General features: G+C 69.1%; 17 protein-coding genes and 1 pseudogene. 10 read left to right on the top strand and 8 right to left on the bottom strand.

Translation table 11 applies throughout. The features are described 5' to 3' along the window. The first annotated feature begins 67 nt into the window (after nt 1-67). Together ACIBVN_RS26120 and ACIBVN_RS26115 are read left to right on the top strand one after the other, a co-directional pair. A complete protein-coding gene (locus ACIBVN_RS26120) occupies nt 68-1,333 on the top strand; it encodes an MFS transporter (protein WP_397140569.1) in 1,266 nt (421 codons plus the stop codon). After that, nucleotides 1,330-1,998, top strand: coding sequence for a peptidyl-tRNA hydrolase (locus ACIBVN_RS26115; protein WP_397140567.1), 669 nt, complete (start codon nt 1,330-1,332; stop codon nt 1,996-1,998). The genes ACIBVN_RS26120 and ACIBVN_RS26115 overlap by 4 nt, the downstream gene beginning before the upstream one ends. On the opposite strand, the gene ACIBVN_RS26110 is transcribed toward ACIBVN_RS26115, so the two are convergent. Then, nucleotides 1,988-2,950, bottom strand: coding sequence for a DUF3616 domain-containing protein (locus ACIBVN_RS26110; RefSeq protein WP_397140565.1), 963 nt, complete (start codon nt 2,948-2,950; stop codon nt 1,988-1,990). The two genes, ACIBVN_RS26115 and ACIBVN_RS26110, sit on opposite strands and share 11 nt — an antisense overlap. A 170-nt stretch (nt 2,951-3,120) precedes the next feature. Here ACIBVN_RS26110 and ACIBVN_RS26105 point away from each other — a divergent pair, with 170 nt between their 5' ends. The 6 genes from ACIBVN_RS26105 to ACIBVN_RS26080 all read left to right on the top strand — a co-directional run bounded on the left by ACIBVN_RS26105 (nt 3,121) and on the right by ACIBVN_RS26080 (nt 9,385). After that, nucleotides 3,121-3,864 (top strand): hypothetical protein, encoded by a 744-nt coding sequence (locus ACIBVN_RS26105; protein WP_397140563.1) that lies wholly within the window; start codon nt 3,121-3,123, stop codon nt 3,862-3,864. Nucleotides 3,865-3,900: 36 nt separating this feature from the next. After that, a complete protein-coding gene (ftsH, locus tag ACIBVN_RS26100) occupies nt 3,901-5,841 on the top strand; it encodes an ATP-dependent zinc metalloprotease FtsH (protein ID WP_397140561.1) in 1,941 nt (646 codons plus the stop codon). A 160-nt stretch (nt 5,842-6,001) separates the two neighbouring features. Then, complete coding sequence (locus ACIBVN_RS26095; protein WP_397140559.1) at nt 6,002-6,622, top strand: DUF937 domain-containing protein; 621 nt, start codon at nt 6,002-6,004, stop codon at nt 6,620-6,622. Between the two features lie 28 nt (nt 6,623-6,650). Next, nucleotides 6,651-7,232 (top strand): Maf family protein, encoded by a 582-nt coding sequence (locus ACIBVN_RS26090; protein ID WP_397140557.1) that lies wholly within the window; start codon nt 6,651-6,653, stop codon nt 7,230-7,232. A 10-nt stretch (nt 7,233-7,242) separates the two neighbouring features. Beyond that, complete coding sequence (locus ACIBVN_RS26085) at nt 7,243-7,977, top strand: EI24 domain-containing protein (RefSeq protein WP_397140555.1); 735 nt, start codon at nt 7,243-7,245, stop codon at nt 7,975-7,977. A gap of 265 nt (nt 7,978-8,242) precedes the next feature. Next, on the top strand, nt 8,243-9,385 hold the full coding sequence (locus ACIBVN_RS26080) for a DUF4192 domain-containing protein (protein WP_397140553.1): 1,143 nt from the start codon (nt 8,243-8,245) through the stop codon (nt 9,383-9,385). A 284-nt stretch (nt 9,386-9,669) separates the two neighbouring features. Here ACIBVN_RS26080 and ACIBVN_RS26075 read toward each other — a convergent pair whose 3' ends face one another. Beyond that, on the bottom strand, nt 9,670-10,014 hold the full coding sequence (locus ACIBVN_RS26075) for a hypothetical protein (RefSeq protein WP_397140551.1): 345 nt from the start codon (nt 10,012-10,014) through the stop codon (nt 9,670-9,672). 135 nt (nt 10,015-10,149) lie between these two features. On the opposite strand from ACIBVN_RS26075, the gene ACIBVN_RS26070 reads away from it, so the two are divergent. Continuing rightward, nucleotides 10,150-10,743, top strand: a complete 594-nt coding sequence (locus tag ACIBVN_RS26070; RefSeq protein ID WP_397140549.1) for a DUF1707 and DUF4870 domain-containing protein — start codon at nt 10,150-10,152, stop codon at nt 10,741-10,743. Between the two features lie 252 nt (nt 10,744-10,995). Here ACIBVN_RS26070 and ACIBVN_RS26065 read toward each other — a convergent pair whose 3' ends face one another. Beyond that, nucleotides 10,996-11,520, bottom strand: a complete 525-nt coding sequence (locus ACIBVN_RS26065) for a hemerythrin domain-containing protein (protein ID WP_397140547.1) — start codon at nt 11,518-11,520, stop codon at nt 10,996-10,998. 740 nt (nt 11,521-12,260) lie between these two features. Between ACIBVN_RS26065 and ACIBVN_RS26060 the strand changes: the two genes are divergently transcribed. After that, nucleotides 12,261-13,607 carry an endonuclease/exonuclease/phosphatase family protein gene (locus ACIBVN_RS26060; protein ID WP_397140545.1) on the top strand — a complete coding sequence of 449 codons (1,347 nt, stop codon included), beginning with the start codon at nt 12,261-12,263 and terminating at the stop codon, nt 13,605-13,607. A gap of 161 nt (nt 13,608-13,768) precedes the next feature. On the opposite strand, the gene ACIBVN_RS26055 is transcribed toward ACIBVN_RS26060, so the two are convergent. The 5 genes and pseudogenes from ACIBVN_RS26055 to ACIBVN_RS26035 all read right to left on the bottom strand — a co-directional run bounded on the left by ACIBVN_RS26055 (nt 13,769) and on the right by ACIBVN_RS26035 (nt 17,447). Then, entirely contained in the window at nt 13,769-13,954 is a 186-nt protein-coding gene (locus ACIBVN_RS26055) for a hypothetical protein (RefSeq protein WP_397140645.1), read from the bottom strand. A gap of 73 nt (nt 13,955-14,027) precedes the next feature. Next, nucleotides 14,028-14,204, bottom strand: a pseudogene (locus ACIBVN_RS26050) (helix-turn-helix domain-containing protein); the annotation flags it as partial. Nucleotides 14,205-14,245: 41 nt separating this feature from the next. After that, on the bottom strand, nt 14,246-14,947 hold the full coding sequence (locus ACIBVN_RS26045) for a septal ring lytic transglycosylase RlpA family protein (RefSeq protein WP_397140543.1): 702 nt from the start codon (nt 14,945-14,947) through the stop codon (nt 14,246-14,248). A 438-nt stretch (nt 14,948-15,385) separates the two neighbouring features. Further along, a complete protein-coding gene (locus ACIBVN_RS26040) occupies nt 15,386-16,909 on the bottom strand; it encodes an ATP-dependent DNA ligase (protein WP_397140541.1) in 1,524 nt (507 codons plus the stop codon). A gap of 163 nt (nt 16,910-17,072) precedes the next feature. Further along, nucleotides 17,073-17,447, bottom strand: a complete 375-nt coding sequence (locus ACIBVN_RS26035; protein ID WP_397140539.1) for an FKBP-type peptidyl-prolyl cis-trans isomerase — start codon at nt 17,445-17,447, stop codon at nt 17,073-17,075. Nucleotides 17,448-17,517 lie beyond the last annotated feature (70 nt).

Below are 17,517 nucleotides of genomic sequence, written 5' to 3'. Positions count from 1 at the left end.
CGATTCTTTCACATATTGGCTATTCGGCCACTCGTGACCATGTAAGGGGATAAAGAAGGATTGGCGCATGACGTTGAGCACCACCACCCCCACGCGCCGCCGCGTGCACCGGGCCTGGTTCGTCGCGGCCGTCGCCTTCGTGGCGATCCTGGGCGCGGCCGGGTTCCGCGCCACCCCCGGCGTGCTGATCACGCCCCTGCAGGAGGAGTTCGGCTGGTCGGCCGGCACCATCTCGCTGGCCGTCTCGATCAACCTGGTGCTCTACGGTCTGACCGCCCCCTTCGCCGCCGCCCTGATGGACCGGTTCGGCATGCGCCGGGTGGTCGCCGTCGCGCTGCTGCTGATCGCCACGGGCAGCGGCCTCACCGTCCTGATGACCGCGAGCTGGCAGCTCCTGCTGTTCTGGGGCGTGCTGGTCGGGCTCGGGACGGGCTCGATGGCGCTGGTGTTCGCCGCGACCGTGGTGGACCGCTGGTTCGTGCGGCACCGCGGGCTGGTCACCGGCGTGCTCACCGCGGCCGGCGCCACCGGTCAGCTGATCTTCCTGCCGGTCCTCGCCCAGCTCGCCCATGGGCCGGGGTGGCGCTTCGCCTCGCTGACCGTGGCCGGGGCGGCGCTGGCGGTGGTGCCGTTCGTGTGGTGGCTGCTGCGCGACCGTCCCGAGGACATGGGCACGACGGCACTGGGCGCGGAGCCTGACGCCGTCCGCACCCAGCCGAGCAAGGTCAACGCGGCCGTCAGAGCGGTCACCGTGCTCGCCTCGGCGGCCAGGACACGGCCGTTCTGGCTGCTCGCGGGCGGCTTCGCGATCTGCGGGGCCAGCACGAACGGCCTGGTCGGCACCCACTTCATCCCGGCCGCGCACGACCACGGCATGGCCGAGCCCGTCGCGGCCGGCCTGCTGGCGATCATCGGGATCTTCGACATCGCGGGCACCATCGCGTCCGGCTGGCTCAGCGACAGGATCGACCCCAAGGTGCTGCTCGGCGTCTACTACGCGCTGCGCGGGCTCTCCCTGATGGTGCTGCCGAGCCTGTTCGCCGCCACGACCGAGCCCAGCATGCTGATCTTCATCGTGTTCTACGGTCTGGACTGGGTGGCAACCGTGCCGCCAACGGTGGCGCTGTGCCGGCGGATCTACGGGGCCGACGGGGCCGTGGTGTTCGGGTGGGTGTTCGGCTCGCACCAGGTCGGCGCCGCGTTCGCCGCCGTGGGCGCCGGGCTCACCCGCGACCACCTGGGCGCCTACGACCTCGCCTGGTACGGAGCCGGCGCTCTGTGCCTCCTGGCCGCCGGCATGTCGGTGGCCATCGGGCATGCTAGAACGCGATGAACTCCGAGAACTCTGAGCTTTATGTCCTGCCGCTGGTCATCAGGATCGAGAGGGCCGCACCCCCCGAGCGCACCGATGCCCTGGAGGCGGCCGCCATGGCCGTGCTGAGCCTGCTGGACGACCCGGGGGAGTGGGCCGCCGAGCTGCACTCCTGGCAGTCGACCGGCAAGATCCGCAAGGTGGTGCGCCGGGCCAGGGGCGCCGAGTGGCGCAGGGCGCTCGCGCTGCCCGGGCGCACCATCGAGCACCGCACGGCCGAGGTGCGCGTGCACCCGCCCGTGCCGCTCGACGGCTGGCCGCGGGATCTCGCGCGGCTCCAGGTGGGCGGCACCGAGCTGAACGACACCGCCGGCCCGCCGCCCGCCGAGCCGCCGATCCTGTGGGCCAACCCCAAACTGGCCATGTCCGCGGGCAAGGCCATGGCGCAGGCCGGGCACGCCGCCCAGCTCGCCTGGTGGGCCAGCGACGCGGCCGAGCGGGACACCTGGCGCGCTCGCGGCCTCGCGGTCTGCGCGCGCACGGCGGCCTCCCAGGACGACTTCGACGCCATGGTCGCCGCGGGGCTGCCCGTGGTGCGTGACGCCGGGTTCACGGAGATCGAGCCGGGCTCGTGCACGTTCGTGGCGGAGGCCCCCTGGCTCAAGGGGCGCGTGGCTAGATCGTGAAGACGTCCGCCAGCACGCCGCCCGCCGGGGTGATCCGTGCGGGCGACGGGCTGTCGTACACGACCATGAGCCTGCCGTCGTCCAGCCGTACCAGCCCTTCGGGATGGTCGCACCCCACGCCGTAGGGCAGCTCGATCACCGTCTCCAACTCGTCCTCGGGGACGACTTCCTGGCGCTTGGGGCCGGGTCGCCAGCGCACGACACGTACGGGACCGTCGAGGTCCATGGTCGGCCCGGCGAGCACCAGCAACGAGTCGCCGTCCGGGCACAGGTCCCGCACGCCCAGCCCGCCGAGGTCCAGGAAGTGCTTGCGGTACGGCTCCCGCAGCCGCAGCCGTTCCTTGCCCGCGTCGTCGAGCCGCAGCTCCAGCACCACCGCCCAGCCCCGCAGCACGGGGCCGCGCAGCCCGATGTAGACCTGCTCGGACACGACGGCGATGCCCTCGACGTCGAACCCGTTGTCCTTGCCTGGCAGCTCCAGGAACGGCGCCAGATGCCGGTCGTCGCGCAGGTGCGTGGTCAGGCCGTCCTTGCCCGACAGGACCGTTCCAGGTCCCGGCGTGTCCCCGTGGAGCGGCAGGCGGACCAGGATGAACCGGTTCTCCTCCCTGACCACCGTGGCCAGCCGCTCGGCGGCCTTGTCCGGATCCTTCGACTTGACCTTCTTGCGCTTGAGGCTGTGCGAGCCGACCAGCCAGAGGTGGCCGTCCGCCCTGGCCAGGCCCTCGATGTCGGCCTCCTCCTCGGGGCCCGCGGGAAGGCTGACGTAGTCGGCCAGGCGGAACGTGCGCTGGGCGCCGTAGTGGTCGCCCGTCCACGTCAGATGCTCGAAGGTGGCGGTCTCGTCGCCGGCCACCCAGAGGCCGGTTGAGCTCTGCCGGATCGCCGAGAGGTTCGTGTGGGTCTGGGACGCTCGCGAGGCGTGGTCGAATCGCAGCTCAACCTGTTGCACGAAGCCATGATTGCACTTCGGTTGCTTCTAGGACGCGATGGCGGGATATGTCGTACGCTCCGCTCGTGCTCGATGGGGAAGAAGAGATCAAGGGTTCCGGAGTGAGAACCACCGTGAGACCTGGAATCCCTGCTTCTCCGCCCAAACGCTCCCGCATCGGAGATATCCGGATGCGGGCGGTGTACCGGGGGCTCGCCGTGGTCGGCGCAGTCGTGGCCGTGGCCGCGGCGCTGGTCGTGGTGCTCCCGTCAGGGCCGGACGAGGTGGCGGCGGGGCCGGTAACCGCGCCGCCGGCCGCACCGTCCTCGTCCGGCCCCGCACCCTCCCCCGCCGCCACACAGACGCCGGCACCTTCCCCCGATGCGTCGCTCGCGCCGGGTTACACGGCCATGGAGGCCCTGTACGCCGACCGGCGCGTGCCCAGGCTGACCCGCAAGGTCAAGCGGATGACCCTGCCCAAGCCCCCTCGCCGGGTCGTCAAGGACGTGCGTACCGGGCTGGCCGTGCCGAACCTGGCCAAGCCGTGGAAGACGTTCGGCGCGGCGCCGTTCACCACCAAGCAGGTGCTGCCCAGGCAGCGCGGCACGAGCCTGCGCGGGATGCTCGTCACCTGCCCGCTCCCGACCATGCGGCAGAAGTCCCCGCGCAACACGGCACTGCTGGCCGCCCGCTGGACGCTCAATCACCACCCCCAGAACTCCAAGATCACCTGGCTCGCCTCACAACCGGTCAAACACGGCTGGATGCTGATTTATCGGGTCAAATACGGAAAACACCAGTCGCGGGCGGCCGTCGTCGTGATGGACGGGGGAATGAGTAAGCCGGGCCTGGCGTTCGTCACAGTGCCTGACTCGCAGCGCAAACAGTGGCGCGATATCGGCCGCGTGGTATCAGGGGTGCGTGTTCTAGGCTAGAAAGATCATGTATGCGGCGATGTGGGGAGTGACGCCGTGGAACGCTCTGGAACGCCGCAGGCCCCGAAGAACGGCAAGGGTAAACCGCCCTGGCGTTCGGAGGGCCTGCCCGGCACGCCCGGAGGCCGGCCCAAGATCAACTGGTGGCGATTCGTCGTCACCTTGCTCGTGGTGTACGCGGGCTTTTTCGTGGTGTCCTCGTTCGTCGACAGCGGATCCGTCGAGACGATCTCGTACACCGAGTTCACCAAGCAGGTGAACGCCAAGAACGTCAAGGACATCTACGCCCAGGGTCTTTCGGTCGAAGGTGACCTGAGGTCGGCGGCGAAGAACCCCGAGAGCAGCTCCACCTACACCAAGTTCGCGACCGAGATCCCGGCGTTCGCCAACACCGACCAGCTCGACCAGCAGCTCAACAGCGGCCAGGTCGAGATCACCTCCAAGCCGATCACGCGCGGCTTCTTCTCCAACCTGCTGCTGTCGCTGCTGCCCGTGCTGCTGCTGGCCGCGCTGTGGATCTGGGTCATGCGCCGCGGCGCCAGCCTGATGGGCGGCGGGATCGGCGGGCTCGGCAAGTCCAAGGCGGCCAAGCCGGTCGAAGCCGGACAGGTGCGGGTCACGTTCGACGACGTCGCGGGCATCGACGAGGTGGAGAACGAGCTCGTCGAGATCGTCGACTACCTCAAGGACCCCGGGAAATACCGCAGGCTCGGCGCGAAGCTGCCCAAGGGCGTGCTGCTCGCGGGCCCTCCGGGCACCGGCAAGACGCTGCTGGCCAGGGCGGTCGCGGGCGAGGCCAAGGTGCCGTTCTTCTCGGCCAGCGCCTCCGAGTTCATCGAGATGATCGTCGGCGTGGGCGCCTCGCGGGTGCGCGACCTCTTCGAGGAGGCGCGGAAGGTCGCGCCGTCGATCGTGTTCATCGACGAGATCGACGCCATCGGCCGCGCCCGTGGCGGGGCCGGCGGCATCGGCGGCCACGACGAGCGCGAGCAGACGCTCAACCAGATCCTCACCGAGATGGACGGCTTCTCGGGCGCCGAGGGCGTGATCGTCATCGGGGCCACGAACCGTCCCGAGGTCCTCGACCCGGCGCTGCTGCGTCCCGGGCGCTTCGACCGCACGGTCCAGGTGGGACTGCCGGACGCCGCCGGCCGTACCGCGATCCTGGCGGTGCACTCGCGGAGCGTGCCGCTGGACGGCGAGGTCAGCCTCGACCAGCTCGCCAAGACCACCCCGGGCATGACCGGCGCCGACCTCGCGAACCTCGTGAACGAGGCCGCCCTGCTCGCCGCCAAGCGCGGCAGGGAGAAGGTCGCGACGTCCGACTTCGCCGACGCTTTGGAGAAGCTGCAGCTCGGCGCGGCCCGCAGCATCGTGATGCCGGAGGAGGAGCGCACCAGGACCGCCTTCCACGAGGCCGGTCACGCGCTGCTCGGCATGCTCCAGCCGGGCGCCGACCCGGTCAGGAAGATCTCGATCATTCCGCGCGGCCGGGCCCTCGGCGTCACGCTGTCCACCCCCGACACCGACCGGTACGCGTACGACGAGCAGTACCTGCGCGGGCGCATCACCGGCGCGCTCGGCGGCATGGCGGCCGAGCAGGTCGTGTACGGCGTCATCACCACGGGCGCCGAGAACGACCTGGAGCAGGTGACCATGATCGCCCGGGGCATGGTCGGGCGCTGGGGCATGTCGGAGAAGGTCGGCCCGCTGACCATCCTGCCCAACGACGGCCATCAGCCGCAGGCCTCGCCCGCGACGCTCGCCACCGTGGACGAGGAGGCGCGGCGGATCGTGGACGAGTGCTACGAGCGCGCGATCCAGATCCTCAGCGACAACCGCGACAAGCTCGACGCCATCGTGGCGGCCCTGCTCGAACACGAGACGCTCGACGAGGCCAGCGCGTACGCGGCGGCGGGACTGATCAGCTCCGCGGCCGCGCCGGAGGTCCAGCCTGCGGGCTTTTCCGAGAATTAGCGCAAATCGGGCGTTGGCTCGATTCTGATCGGGGAAGCCTCCCGGAACAACGATCGAAGGGTCCATCGATCCAGGCATCTGACGATCGAGGGCCTGGCGATCGAGGAGCCTGACGATCGAGGGCCGCATGATCGGGGGGCCAGATGATCGGGGGAGTGCCGTGACGCTGAATGACGAGCTCCTCGCCGAGCTCGGAGACTCAGGCCTGGAGCAGATCGCCGGGATGCTCGGCACGGACACGGCCACGGCCCGAGACGTGGTCCAGGCCGTGTCGGGCACCATCATCGGGGGCATGGCCCGCAACGCCCACTACCCGGACGGGGCCGAGGCCCTGCGCGGGGCGCTCGACGACCACGTCGACACCGACCCGTTCAGCGGCGACGTGGCCTCGCTGATCCGCGACGGGCACAGCATCCTCGGCCACGTGCTGGGCGGCCAGGGGACGGAGCAGGCGGCAGCCGGGGTGTCGCAGTTCGCCGGGATCGACTTCGAGAGCATCATGAAGCTGCTGCCCCTGATCGCCCCCATGATCATGTCCCTGCTCGCCGACCGGGCCACGAGCCGCGACATGGACGCGGGCGCCCTGGCCGACGACCTGAACAGGGAGCAGGCGGCCATGCCCGGCGATCTGGAGGACCTGCTCGACGGGCTGCTCGGCGCGATCTTCGGCGGCGCCGTGCCGCCGCAGGGCGGGCCGTACGAGTCCGGTCTGCGCGCGGGCGGGCACGGGGCCCCGGACGGACACGAGCTGGCGCCGGGGACCTCCAACCCGGATTGGTGACATGGCTGGTCACCGGTAGGCTGGTCGGGTGATCGTTCTGGCCTCAGCCTCCCCCGCACGCCTGACCCTCCTCCGCAGCGCCGGCCTCGACCCCAAGGTGATCGTCAGCGGCGTCGACGAGGAGTCGTTCTCCGCCCACAGCCCGGCGGCCCTCAGCCTGGTGCTGGCCAAGGCGAAGGCGGAGGCGGTCGCGAGCGGGCTGGACGAGGGCCTGGTCATCGGCTGCGACTCGATCCTGGAGCTCGACGGCCGCCCGTACGGCAAGCCCGCCACGAAGGAGGAGGCCGCCGAGCGGTGGCGGCTCATGCGCGGGCGCACGGGCCGCCTGGTGACGGGCCACTGCGTGATCGACGTCGCCGCGGGCAAGCAGGCGGCCGAGGTGGCCACCACCGTGGTGCGTTTCGGCCGGCCGTCCGACGAGGAGATCGCCGCGTACGTCGCCACGGGCGAGCCGCTCGGCTTGGCGGGGGCGTTCAGCATCGACGGGCGCGGCGGGTGGTTCGTCGAGGGCATCGAAGGCGACCACGGCAACGTGCTCGGCATCTCGCTGCCGCTGGTGCGCGACCTGTTCGAGGAGCTCGGCTACGCGGTGACGTCGTTCTGGCGCTAGCCTGCCGGACATGCGATCAATGCGCGACTTCACGTCCGGCGTCGGCTTCTTCTTCCAGGGGTTGGGATGGGTCGCCAGGAACGGCCGGTGGTGGCTGTTCGGGCTGATCCCGGCGCTGATCGCGTTCGCCGTGTACGTTGCGGCGCTGATCTTTCTCGGCAACAACGCCACTGACCTGGCCACGTTCCTGACGCCGTTCGCGGATTCGTGGAGCTGGCGGGAGCTGTTCCGGACGCTGGTGGGGATCGCGCTGTTCCTCGGCGGGCTGGCACTGGCGGTGCTGACGTTCGCCGCGCTCACCCTGGCGATCGGGGAGCCGTTCTACGAGCGGTTGTCGGCGGCGGTGGACGTGCTCGAGTCGGCGGACGAGCAGCCGTGGTGGCGTACGTTGCCGCGCTCCATCAGGGACAGCCTGATCACCCTGTTGTACGTGCTCCTCTTCACTGTGCCGCTGTTCTTCCTCGGTTTCGTGCCCGTGGTGGGGCAGACGGTGGTGCCGGTGCTCGGCGCCCTCGTGTCCGGATTTTTCCTGACAGTGGAGCTCACCACGCTGGCGCTGGAGCGCCGGGGGATGGCCCGCAAGGCACGCTTCGCCCTGCTGCGCGCGAACAAGGCCAGCGCGCTGGGGTTCGGGGTGGCGGTGTTCCTGCTGTTCCTGGTGCCGTTCGTGGCGGTCATCGCGATGCCCGCCGCAGTCGCGGGCGCCGCCCTCCTCGTACGCAGCCGCCTGGCCCCCACTCCTTAGCCGTCCGCGCGCCCGCACCCCTGACGAGCCGCTGCCACCCTCGGCCACTCCCACGCACGCCCCCTCCTGGACACCCCGTCGGGGTCGTATGGCGTGGGGGCCGCCATGCCGGGGTGGCACATTCATCGAGAACACGATCTTGGGGCCGCATCACACAGGCGGCCAGGAGTCGTTATCCACAACCGCGGCCGTACGTCCGCCCCTTATCCCCAGAACCGCCTTCGGTCCGACGCCCGGCCGACCGTCCCCGGCACCCTAGGGCCCCATGACGACCGATCACCCGGCACCGACCCCTTCCCTCGCCAGCACCTCCACCTCCACTTCCGCCTCCAACTCCGACTTCACTCTGGAGCCTTGCCTCACCCTGACCAGCCCCACCGACATCCTGGCCGCTGTGCCGTACCTCGTCGGCTTCCACCCGAAGTCCAGCCTCATCGTGATCGGCCTCGACCGCCGCCAGGCCAAGGTGGTGGCCAGGTGGAGCCTCCCGTTCCCGCCGGGCACTCTCTCCGCATTGGAGCCCGTCTTCGGCCGGGAGGGCGTGACGGAGATCGTGGTCGTCGGCTACGGCGCGGGAGAGCTGGTCACGCCGGCAGTCGACGAGGCGAGACTCCTCGCGGTGAAGGCCGAGGTCCACGTGGGCGAAGCACTACGCGCCCACGAAGGCCGCTACTGGTCCTATATCTGCGACCTGCCGACGTGCTGCCCGGCCGAAGGCACACCGTACGACCTGTCCACCAGTCAGATCGCCGCCGAGGCGACGGTACGCGGCCTGGTCGCCCTCCCGGACCGCGAATCCCTGGAACGCACCATCGCCCCCCTCGCCGGCCCCGTACGCATGGCGATGCGCCGCGCCACAGCCGACGCGATCACAGAATTCCGAGCCGGCCTGACAACCACCCCAAACCTCGACAACTTCGCCACCCACTATGTGACAGAGAGCCTGGACAGGGTGCGATCAGCGCTGCAAACCCACGAGGAGGGCGGCCGCCTGGACGACGCGGAGGCCGCGAAGCTGGGTCTCGCTCTGGCGATCACCAGAGTCCGCGACGAGGCCTGGACCCTCATGCAAGATTCCCACGCGCTCCTCTGGAAGGACCTGACCCGCAGGTTGGAGCCGCGCTTCACCCCGCCGGCGGCATCCCTCCTGGCCATGGCCGCCTGGCGAGCCGGAAACAGCGTCCAGGCCACCATCGCCCTGGAGCGCGCCCTGACCATCGACCCCAGCTACTCGATGGCCAACCTGCTCATGCACGCCCTCCAGAACCTGCTCTCGCCCACCATCCTCCGGGGCCGCCTCCCTGCCCCGGCCGAGCTCGACGCCGCCATGGGGCCACCCCACCCGTCCTGGCTCCTCCCCTTGGTCAACCTGCTGGACGACGACGACCCGCAAATGCCATCCGGCTGACCCTGCAGCCGCGAGGCACACTCATCTCGACGCACCATCGCCCCGTACTTCTCCCACCGGGCGTAACCTCAGGTCGCCAGCCGCCAGCCGCCAGCCGCCAGCCGCCAGCGCGTTGGGGTCGAGATCGCGGGTCGTCGGGGTTGGGGTCGAGATCGCGGGTCGTCGGGGTTGGGGTCGAGATCGCGGGTCGTCGGGGTTGGGGCCGAGGTCGGGGGTCGTCGGGGTTGGGGTCGGGCCGAGGTCGGGGTGGGGAAGCCGGGGCCGGGATCGGGGTTTGGGGTCGGTTACAGGTTGTCTTCCTCTCGGCGGCGACGCTCGTTGTAAGCACGCATGCGCGGCGGATATCCAGTGAGCTGAACGTCGTACACCGGGAGGGCAAGATCGCGAGCAACCTTGTGGATCACGCGGGGAGAGCCGACCCTCCGCCTCGTCCATTCGCCGTCGTCGGCGACCGCCACAGCGGTCGTGTCAGTGGCGAAAGTCTCCGGTTCGACGTAGAACTCGACGCCGCGCCGCGAACGGGCGAATGCGATAAGCGCTTCGATGTCGGCGTCTGTCGCCTCGCGGTCGAACTTCGCGATCTTTGGGCCGCGAAGCCGACGAATGCCGTAGCGGTCTCGCCATCTCATGAATCCTTTTTATACCGTCTGAAGCCGACGCGCGTCGGGGATGATCTAGGGGACACATCCGGGATTCTCCCGATGGCACCGAGGGTTCCGAAGAACGCACTATGGAGGTGACTACTCGATTCGCTAGGGAGAGGCATGGCGATTATGGCTGGGGTACCCAAAACCCCCGGGCCGGGACAGGTGCCGCCAGCTCATCTGCGCGTCACCAACCAGGACCGCGAGCACGTGGTCGAGCACGTCAAGGTCGCCTACGCGGAGGGGCGCTTCGACAAGCTCGAGTTCGACGACCGGCTGGAGCGCGCGATGACGGCGCGCACGCACGGTGATCTGATGCCCATCATGGCCGAGCTGTACGGCACCCAGGCCGTGCCCCGGCTGGCGCCGCTCCCGCCCCCGGGCCGCCCTGAGCGTGCGCCGGAGAGCAACGAACGACTCGGCGCCGCCGTCGGCCACCTGCTGATGGTCGTCGGCATCCCGATCATTGGCCCGCTCATCCTGTTGCTCACCGGAGGCAAGACCTCGCCCTACATCCGGAGGCAGGCGCTGGAGGCGCTCAACTTCCAGATCACGGTGGTGGGGGCGACGGTCCTCCTGCCGCTCACGGTCATCGGCGTCGTGCTGCTGCCGATCATCTGGGTCGCGGCCGTCGTCCTCGCCATCGTCGGCGGCATCTCATCCTTGGCGGAAGGCAACTTCCGCTACCCCTTGACGCTGCGCCTGGTGAAGTGACGTCAGCGGCGAGGTGACGCCACTTGCCCCAGCACGCGGATCGCATCGCCCAGCACGGGGATCGCGCCACTCAGTGCGGGTACCGGCTCCGGCGGGGGAGTGTCCACCCCGCGATGGGAGCGATCATGACAACATCCCCGAGGGACACGCCGCCCCCGTGCAATTACGGCACCTGGGCTTGGTCTGTTTGGCGTGCCCCGGGGTCGCGGCCACTCCGACGCCAGCCTGGTCAGGGGTGACAGGCGTTGTCGCTCACGTGTCCTGCTCGACGGGAGCGGCGAGCAGGAAGGCGGGCGGTGCGTCTTCCCAGCCGGGGGCGTCCAGCGCGTTGAGGGCTGCGACGATCTTCCGCTCTTCGTAGGTGAAGTGTGATTCCAGGAGGGCTGCCAGGCCGTCCAGTTCGGCTTGCACGTGCCGGGGCTGGACGGCGGCGTTGTTATTGCCGAGGTCGTCCAGGAGCTTCTGCAGTCTGCGCAGGATGTCACTGACGAACTGGTGGTCGCGGGTCAGCTCCTGAAGCACCGGCCGCAGCTCGGGGAACTGCTCGGCCAGCGCTGGGAAGGCCGCGGCGTCCTCGCCGGTGTGGTGACGCTCCAGCGCCGAGCAGAACGCCAGGCAATGGGCTGGCAGTTCGCGGGGTCGTGCGGGGTTGCCCGCCAGGTGGGCGTCGACGTCGTCGCGTAGTTTGGCCAGCTCTTCGCGGAGCCAGGCATGCACGTTGATCAACTGGTTGCCGAACGCTTTGAGACGTTCGTCGGGGGTGGTGGGTGTTTCCATGGGGGTCCCATGTTCCGGCGCCTCCATGCCCTCGGCGGTCTGCTTGCCGGGTACACCGCGACGCTGACGACGGATCCCATCACCCTCATGAGCATCCGTCAAGTCGGCCGTGGGCGCCGGGGGAGAGCCGTTTCGGCGACGCTTGACAGCCCTGCAACGGCCCGAGCTGTGTGCGGGTGGGGTGGCGCCACGTCATGTCCGCGCGGCTGGGTGGTGATGGTGCGGGCCGGTGGTGGAGGTCTCAGCGCCCCACATCTTGACGAGCTGCGTGCGGGTCACGGTCGACAGCACTGACCTGATGAGCAGGGCGAGAACCGATACCGACCACACTGACCATGACCAGTCCTGACCTCCAGCGTGGCGGTGGGCCGCGTGCCGGCCGACCAAACCGGCGGACCTTTACGGCTGCCTACAACTACGCCTGGTGGAGGAGTACGACGCTGCCTGCATGGGGAACGGGAGCGGCGCTGCCACGGAAAGGGCTCTATGAGCCTCTCATTGCGGCATAAGCGGCGCGATTATGGCGCATCGAAGGGAATGCCAGGAGAAAACAGGTGACGTCGGGTGGCGAATGGTAACCGATGCTCATAAAGATGGAAAGAGAAAGAGGGAGATCGTTTGCGTCTGGCGCGCCAAGGAGAACTAAGGCGGCATGGGATGATCCATGGGACGGGTCATTAATAGGGCATTCCTCGCCGAACTATGGGGGATGTCGGAAATCCGCGCAAAGGTGAACCTAATTGCCCAAGTCAAACACTCTCGTCGCGCTTCTCGCGACCGGCGTTCTGCTGACCGGCAGCGGCGCCGCCGTGGGCGGCACTGTCACCGCCGCTTCCGCCCATGCCGACATGGGTGGCGTTCCCGGTCGCGAGGCCATCCGCCCCACTTCCCCCGACCCCGCCGTCAGTCGCAACAAGCACACGGGCAGGAACAGGCAGCGGCAGCACAAGAGCCAGAGCCAGAAGCTGCTGCGCGTCGTCAACCTTAACGAGTCCGTTTCGGACACGCAGAACCGATCGAGCCGGCAGAGCTCGCAGGATGCCCACGGCCTGCAAAGGGTTGATTCGCGTAAAGGCGAGTCGGCCGCAACCGCGAACGGCTGCACCGATCCGGACGTGCGCGTCATGACGCAGAACATGTACGTGGGAAGTGATTTCCAGGCCATTTCCAACGCGAAGACACCAGCGGAGTTCGTCGCGGCAGTCACGCTGACCTATCAGAACATTCTGGCCTCAAATCCGGATGAGCGGGCCGCCGCGGTGGCCCGCGAAATCGCCCGGGACAAGCCCGATCTCGTGGGCCTGCAGGAGGCCGACATCCTGCGCACCGGGTCGCCGCCCGCGACAAACGTGAAATCAGATCAGCTCAATGCCCTCCTCGCCGCGCTCAACCGGCTGGGCCAACATTACGAGGCAGTGGCGATCGTGCCCGAACTCGATGCCGAGGCCCCAAGCACGCTTGGCTTCGACGTGCGCATCAGCGAGCGAAGCGTGGTCCTTGCTCGGGTCGATGCGTTCAGGCGCGTCAAGGTGTCGAACATGCAGGTACAGACGTACGCGATCCAGCAGGTGCTCCGATCGCCAGTCGGCCCGATTGCCTCTCGGGCTGGTTGGGCGTCGGTCGACGCCACCGTCTGCGGTCGCACCTTCCGATTCGTCACGACGCACTTGGAGCCGACACCGCCATTCACCATCCAGCGGGCGCAGGCGCAAGAGCTTGTCGCGAGTGCAGCGAACACCAAGCTTCCTGTGGTGTTCGCGGGCGATTTCAATACCACTGCTAATGGCCAACAGAACCCGACATTCCCGACGTACCAATTCCTGCTCAATTCGGGTCTCATCGATGCCTGGAGCAAAGAGCATCCCAGCGAACCGGGCTCCACCTGCTGCCAGGCGCCCGACCTACGCAATCCAGTCTCCGCCTTGAGCTTGCGAATTGATCTGGTGCTGCTCCGCGGTGACTTCGACGTGAAGGACATCCACCTCGTTGGAGAGGAGGAGAGCGACCGTACACCGTCGGGGTTGTGGCCGTCCGACCACGCAGGAGTCGTGGCAACGCTGAAGCTACCCGGAAAGACGTCGACGTAGCCTCAAGGCTGACGCCAGGCGGTTCAGCACAACCGTCATCTCAACGGAGGTGCCCCTTGCGGTGAGCTTGCGGCGGGGGCACCTTCCCACCGTTGCTGGAAGGAACGCTGAGCTTGTCGAGCCGCTGCCGGCGCACGTGCAGCCGTCCCACACGTCGTTGGTCACGACATGGTTGGGCACCTCGACGGATGAGGGGCGTATCGCTCGCCGGTCCCCAGGGTCAGGTGCAGCCGCATCCACGCGTCCGCCACGGCGACACAGGGCTGCACATACGCGTTGTCGAGGAGATGTGCGGAGGCGTCGCCGAGGAGAGCTGCGGTCTTGTCGGCGGTCTGGTCTGGGCTCACTGCTCCGCTCCCGTCGAGGCGCTCCCGTCGAGGCGGTCGTGTCCGTCGTCGCGTTCTTGGGCCGGTGGACGCCGCCGCAGTGTCGCAGTTCGACGCCGGCCTCCTCGATGAGCTGGTGCACGAACCCGTAACTGCGGCAGAGCACCTGGGCGAGCGAGTGGATCGACTCGCCGTCGCGGTATGCACGTGCGGTTACGTGTCGTGGGTCCGACCGCCCGCAGGGCCGCGGGCGACACCCCCCGCCCCCCAACAGGGTGTTTCAGGGGGCCGAGCAGCAGGGGCGGCGGGTGGTCAGCGGGACAGGACCTCGTACTTGACGCGCATCACCCCGGCGCCGGTGTTGCCGATGGCGGCGAAGGCGGCTCGTGAGAGGTCGAGGCAGCGGCCGCCCACGTACGGGCCGCGGTCGTTGATGCGGACCGTGACGGATTCGCCGTTGTCCGGGTTGGTGACGCGGACCTTGCTGCCCAGGGGGAGGGTCTTGTGGGCGGCGGTCATGGCGGAGGGGTTGAAGCGTTCGCCGCTGGCCGTCATCTGGCCCTCGTCATAGTAGGAGGCGCCGCAGGTTCCGGAGGCGAGTACGCGGGCCTTCGGCTTGGGCGACGAGGACTTGGTGGTCGAGGGGGACCTGGTGGTCTTCGGGGTCGCCGCGGAATCGGTGGCCGACTTCGAGGGGCTCGTCGCCGGGGACTTGGTGGGGTTCGGCCGCGCTGTTGCCGGGGACTTGGTCGTCTTCGGGCGGGCCGCCGCGGGCTTGGGGGCCGGGGAGGGCGATTGGGGAGCTGGCTGGCGGGCGGCTTCGTTCAGGGGCTTGGCCTGGGACGGAGTGGGAGCGGCCGCGGCGGGTTCGGGGGAGTCGGTGTTGCCGATGGCGGCCCAGGCGGTGGTGGAGGCGGCGGCCACGACGGCGGCGCCGGCTGCGGCCGTGATCCAGCGCTTGCCTGCGGTGAGCTTGCGATCCTGAGGGGATGGCTTGAGGGAATGCTGACCCAAGGTAAACCACAGTCCTAGGTAGGGGATAAGACAGGGAAAGGCCGCGACCCTTGGGGTGGAGGGCATCCAGCGGCCGATCCTCAGGCGGGATGGGGGTTCCCGCGCGATGGGGAAGAAGATATGCGACAAAGGCGAGGTAAAGGCAACTTAATGCGACCTCCAGTGATATATCTCACTTAGGTAACAAGATCGCTATATGCCCAGCTCAAGCCATGGATCTTTGGAATACCGGGAAAACGGGGAAAGGTGGCTTGATCGGCTGGGAGGAAATGTCGCTGCCGGCCGATCAAAATGCTGATCTTCCGTGATAGAGATCGCCGAGGGTTCGATGAATGCTGATCCTCGGTGGTGGTGATCTCCGAAAGGCAGCCGGCCGGCGGCGTCCTTGGCGCCCGACCGGATGGCGCCAAAAACTCGGGCCGGCGACGTCGGCAGGGCCTAGAACATCAGCGAGCGCACCGTATCGACAGTGTCGGCGTCTTCGACCCGCTTGTCCGGGCGGTAACGGAGGACGCGCGCGAAACGGAGGGCCATGCCACCGGGATAGCGCGGTGAGCGCTGGACCCCGTCGAAGGCGATCTCCACCACGAGCTCGGGCCGCAACGTCACCGTCCACCGATCGGTCGGCCCTTCGGCCAGCTCGAGGAAGCGCTCGGTCTGCCAGGTCAGCAGCTCGTCCGTCAGCCCCTTGAACGTCTTGCCGAGCATCACGAACCCACCGGCGGGGTCACGCGCCCCGAGGTGGAGGTTGGAGAGCTTGCCCTCGCGCCGCCCATGGCCCCACTCGGCGGCCAGGACCACCAGGTCGAGCGTGTGACGCGGCTTGACCTTGATCCATCCGGCGCCCCGGCGGCCCGCCGCGTAGGGGGAGGCCGGGGACTTGACCACCAGGCCCTCGTGGCCCGCCTTCACCACGTCGGTGAAGAACTTCTCCGCCTCCGCCACATCCCCCGTCACGAGCCGCGGCGTCAGCAGGCCCTGGGGGACCGCGCGCACCAGGACCTCCTGGCGCTGCGAATAGGGCAGGTCGAGCAGGTCGGCGCCGTCCACCCGCAGGGCGTCGAAGAAGAACACGCTGAGCGGCGTCTGCTCGCGCAGCTGCGCCACGTTGGTCTTGCTGGTGACCCTGCTCGCCGTCACCTGGAACGGGTGCGGCCGCCCGTCGGGACGCAGCGCGATCACCTCGCCGTCCAGCACGAGATCGTCGTACGGCGTCTCGAGCACGGCCTCGACCAGCTCGGGGACCTGCGACGTGATGTCGTCGAGCGTGCGCGTGAAGACCTTCACCACCGAGCCCGAGCGGTGGGTCTGCACGCGGATGCCGTCGAGCTTCCACTCCAGCGCCGCGGGGGCTCCGGCCTTCTCCAGCGCGGCGGCCACGTTGGGCGCGCTGCCCGCCAGCATGGGCGAGACCGCCCGCCCCACCTCGAGCCGGAACGCGCGCAACGCCTCGACCCCGCCGCTCAGCGCGGCCGCACCCACGGCGGGGAGCCAGCCGCGCAGCGTGAGCGCGCGCCGCACGTCGGCCGATGGCGCGCCGGACGCCTTGGCCACCGCCTCGATCATGACGCCGTCGAGCGCGCCCTGCCGCAGCTCGCCGAAGAACAACCGGCGCATGAACTGCTGCTCCTGGCTCGTCAGCCCCGCGAACAGCTCGGCCACCAGAGCCTTGCGCGCTGCCTGCGAGCCCGCCCCGGAAACCGCCTTGATCCTGCTCAGCAGCTCGTCGACGGCGCTCAGCGTGGCGGTGGCGGCCAGCTTGGGCTGGGGGATGTCCTCCAGCGTGCGCCAGCCCACGCCCACCTGCCGCTGGGGCAGCTCACCCGAGAGGTACGAGATCGCGATCTCCGCCTCCTCGGGGCCGACCCGGCCGAGCAGCTCCGCCAGATGGCCCACTTTGCCGAGCCGGGCGGACGTGCGCGTCACCGCCTCGGAAACCCGGACCACGTCGATCAGAAGCACACGCCTATGGTGCCTCACGCCGCCGACATTTCCCCACCCGATATCGACCAAGTGTCTGCCTTGTTCCCGGCACGGCCCTACCGCAAAAGGCCGTCGTGTGAGGGGCGGGCCGCCGTGAAGGCCGCGAGAGGCCGTGGTGGGTGGCCCGCCCCCGCGAGAGCCGCTAGCTCACGCCGAGCAGGTCGACGACGAAGATGAGCGTCTCGTTCGGCTTGATGCGGGCGCCGGCCCCCCGGCTGCCGTAGCCGAGATGCGGCGGGATGACCAGCTTGCGCCGCCCGCCGACCTTCATGCCCGCGACCCCCTGGTCCCAGCCCGCGATGACGCGCCCGGCGCCGAGCGGGAACTCGAACGCCTCGCCGCGGTTCCACGACGCGTCGAACTCCTCCCCGGTCGAGAAGGCCACGCCCACATAGTGGACGCGTACGTGATGGCCGGGCTTGGCCTCCGGGCCGTCACCCACGGTCAGGTCGACGATCTCCAGGTCGGCGGGCGGGTTGCCCTCGGGGAAGTCGATCTCGGGCTTTTCGAGTGCCACGAAGTGCTCCAGTTGACTGTTGATGACAATGAGACCCGACGACTCTATGCGGTCGGGATATCGTCATCGT

It is taken from the genome of Nonomuraea sp. NPDC049400, assembly GCF_044466425.1.
GTDB lineage: Bacteria > Actinomycetota > Actinomycetes > Streptosporangiales > Streptosporangiaceae > Nonomuraea.
This window is presented reverse-complemented; position numbering and strand designations above follow the sequence as displayed.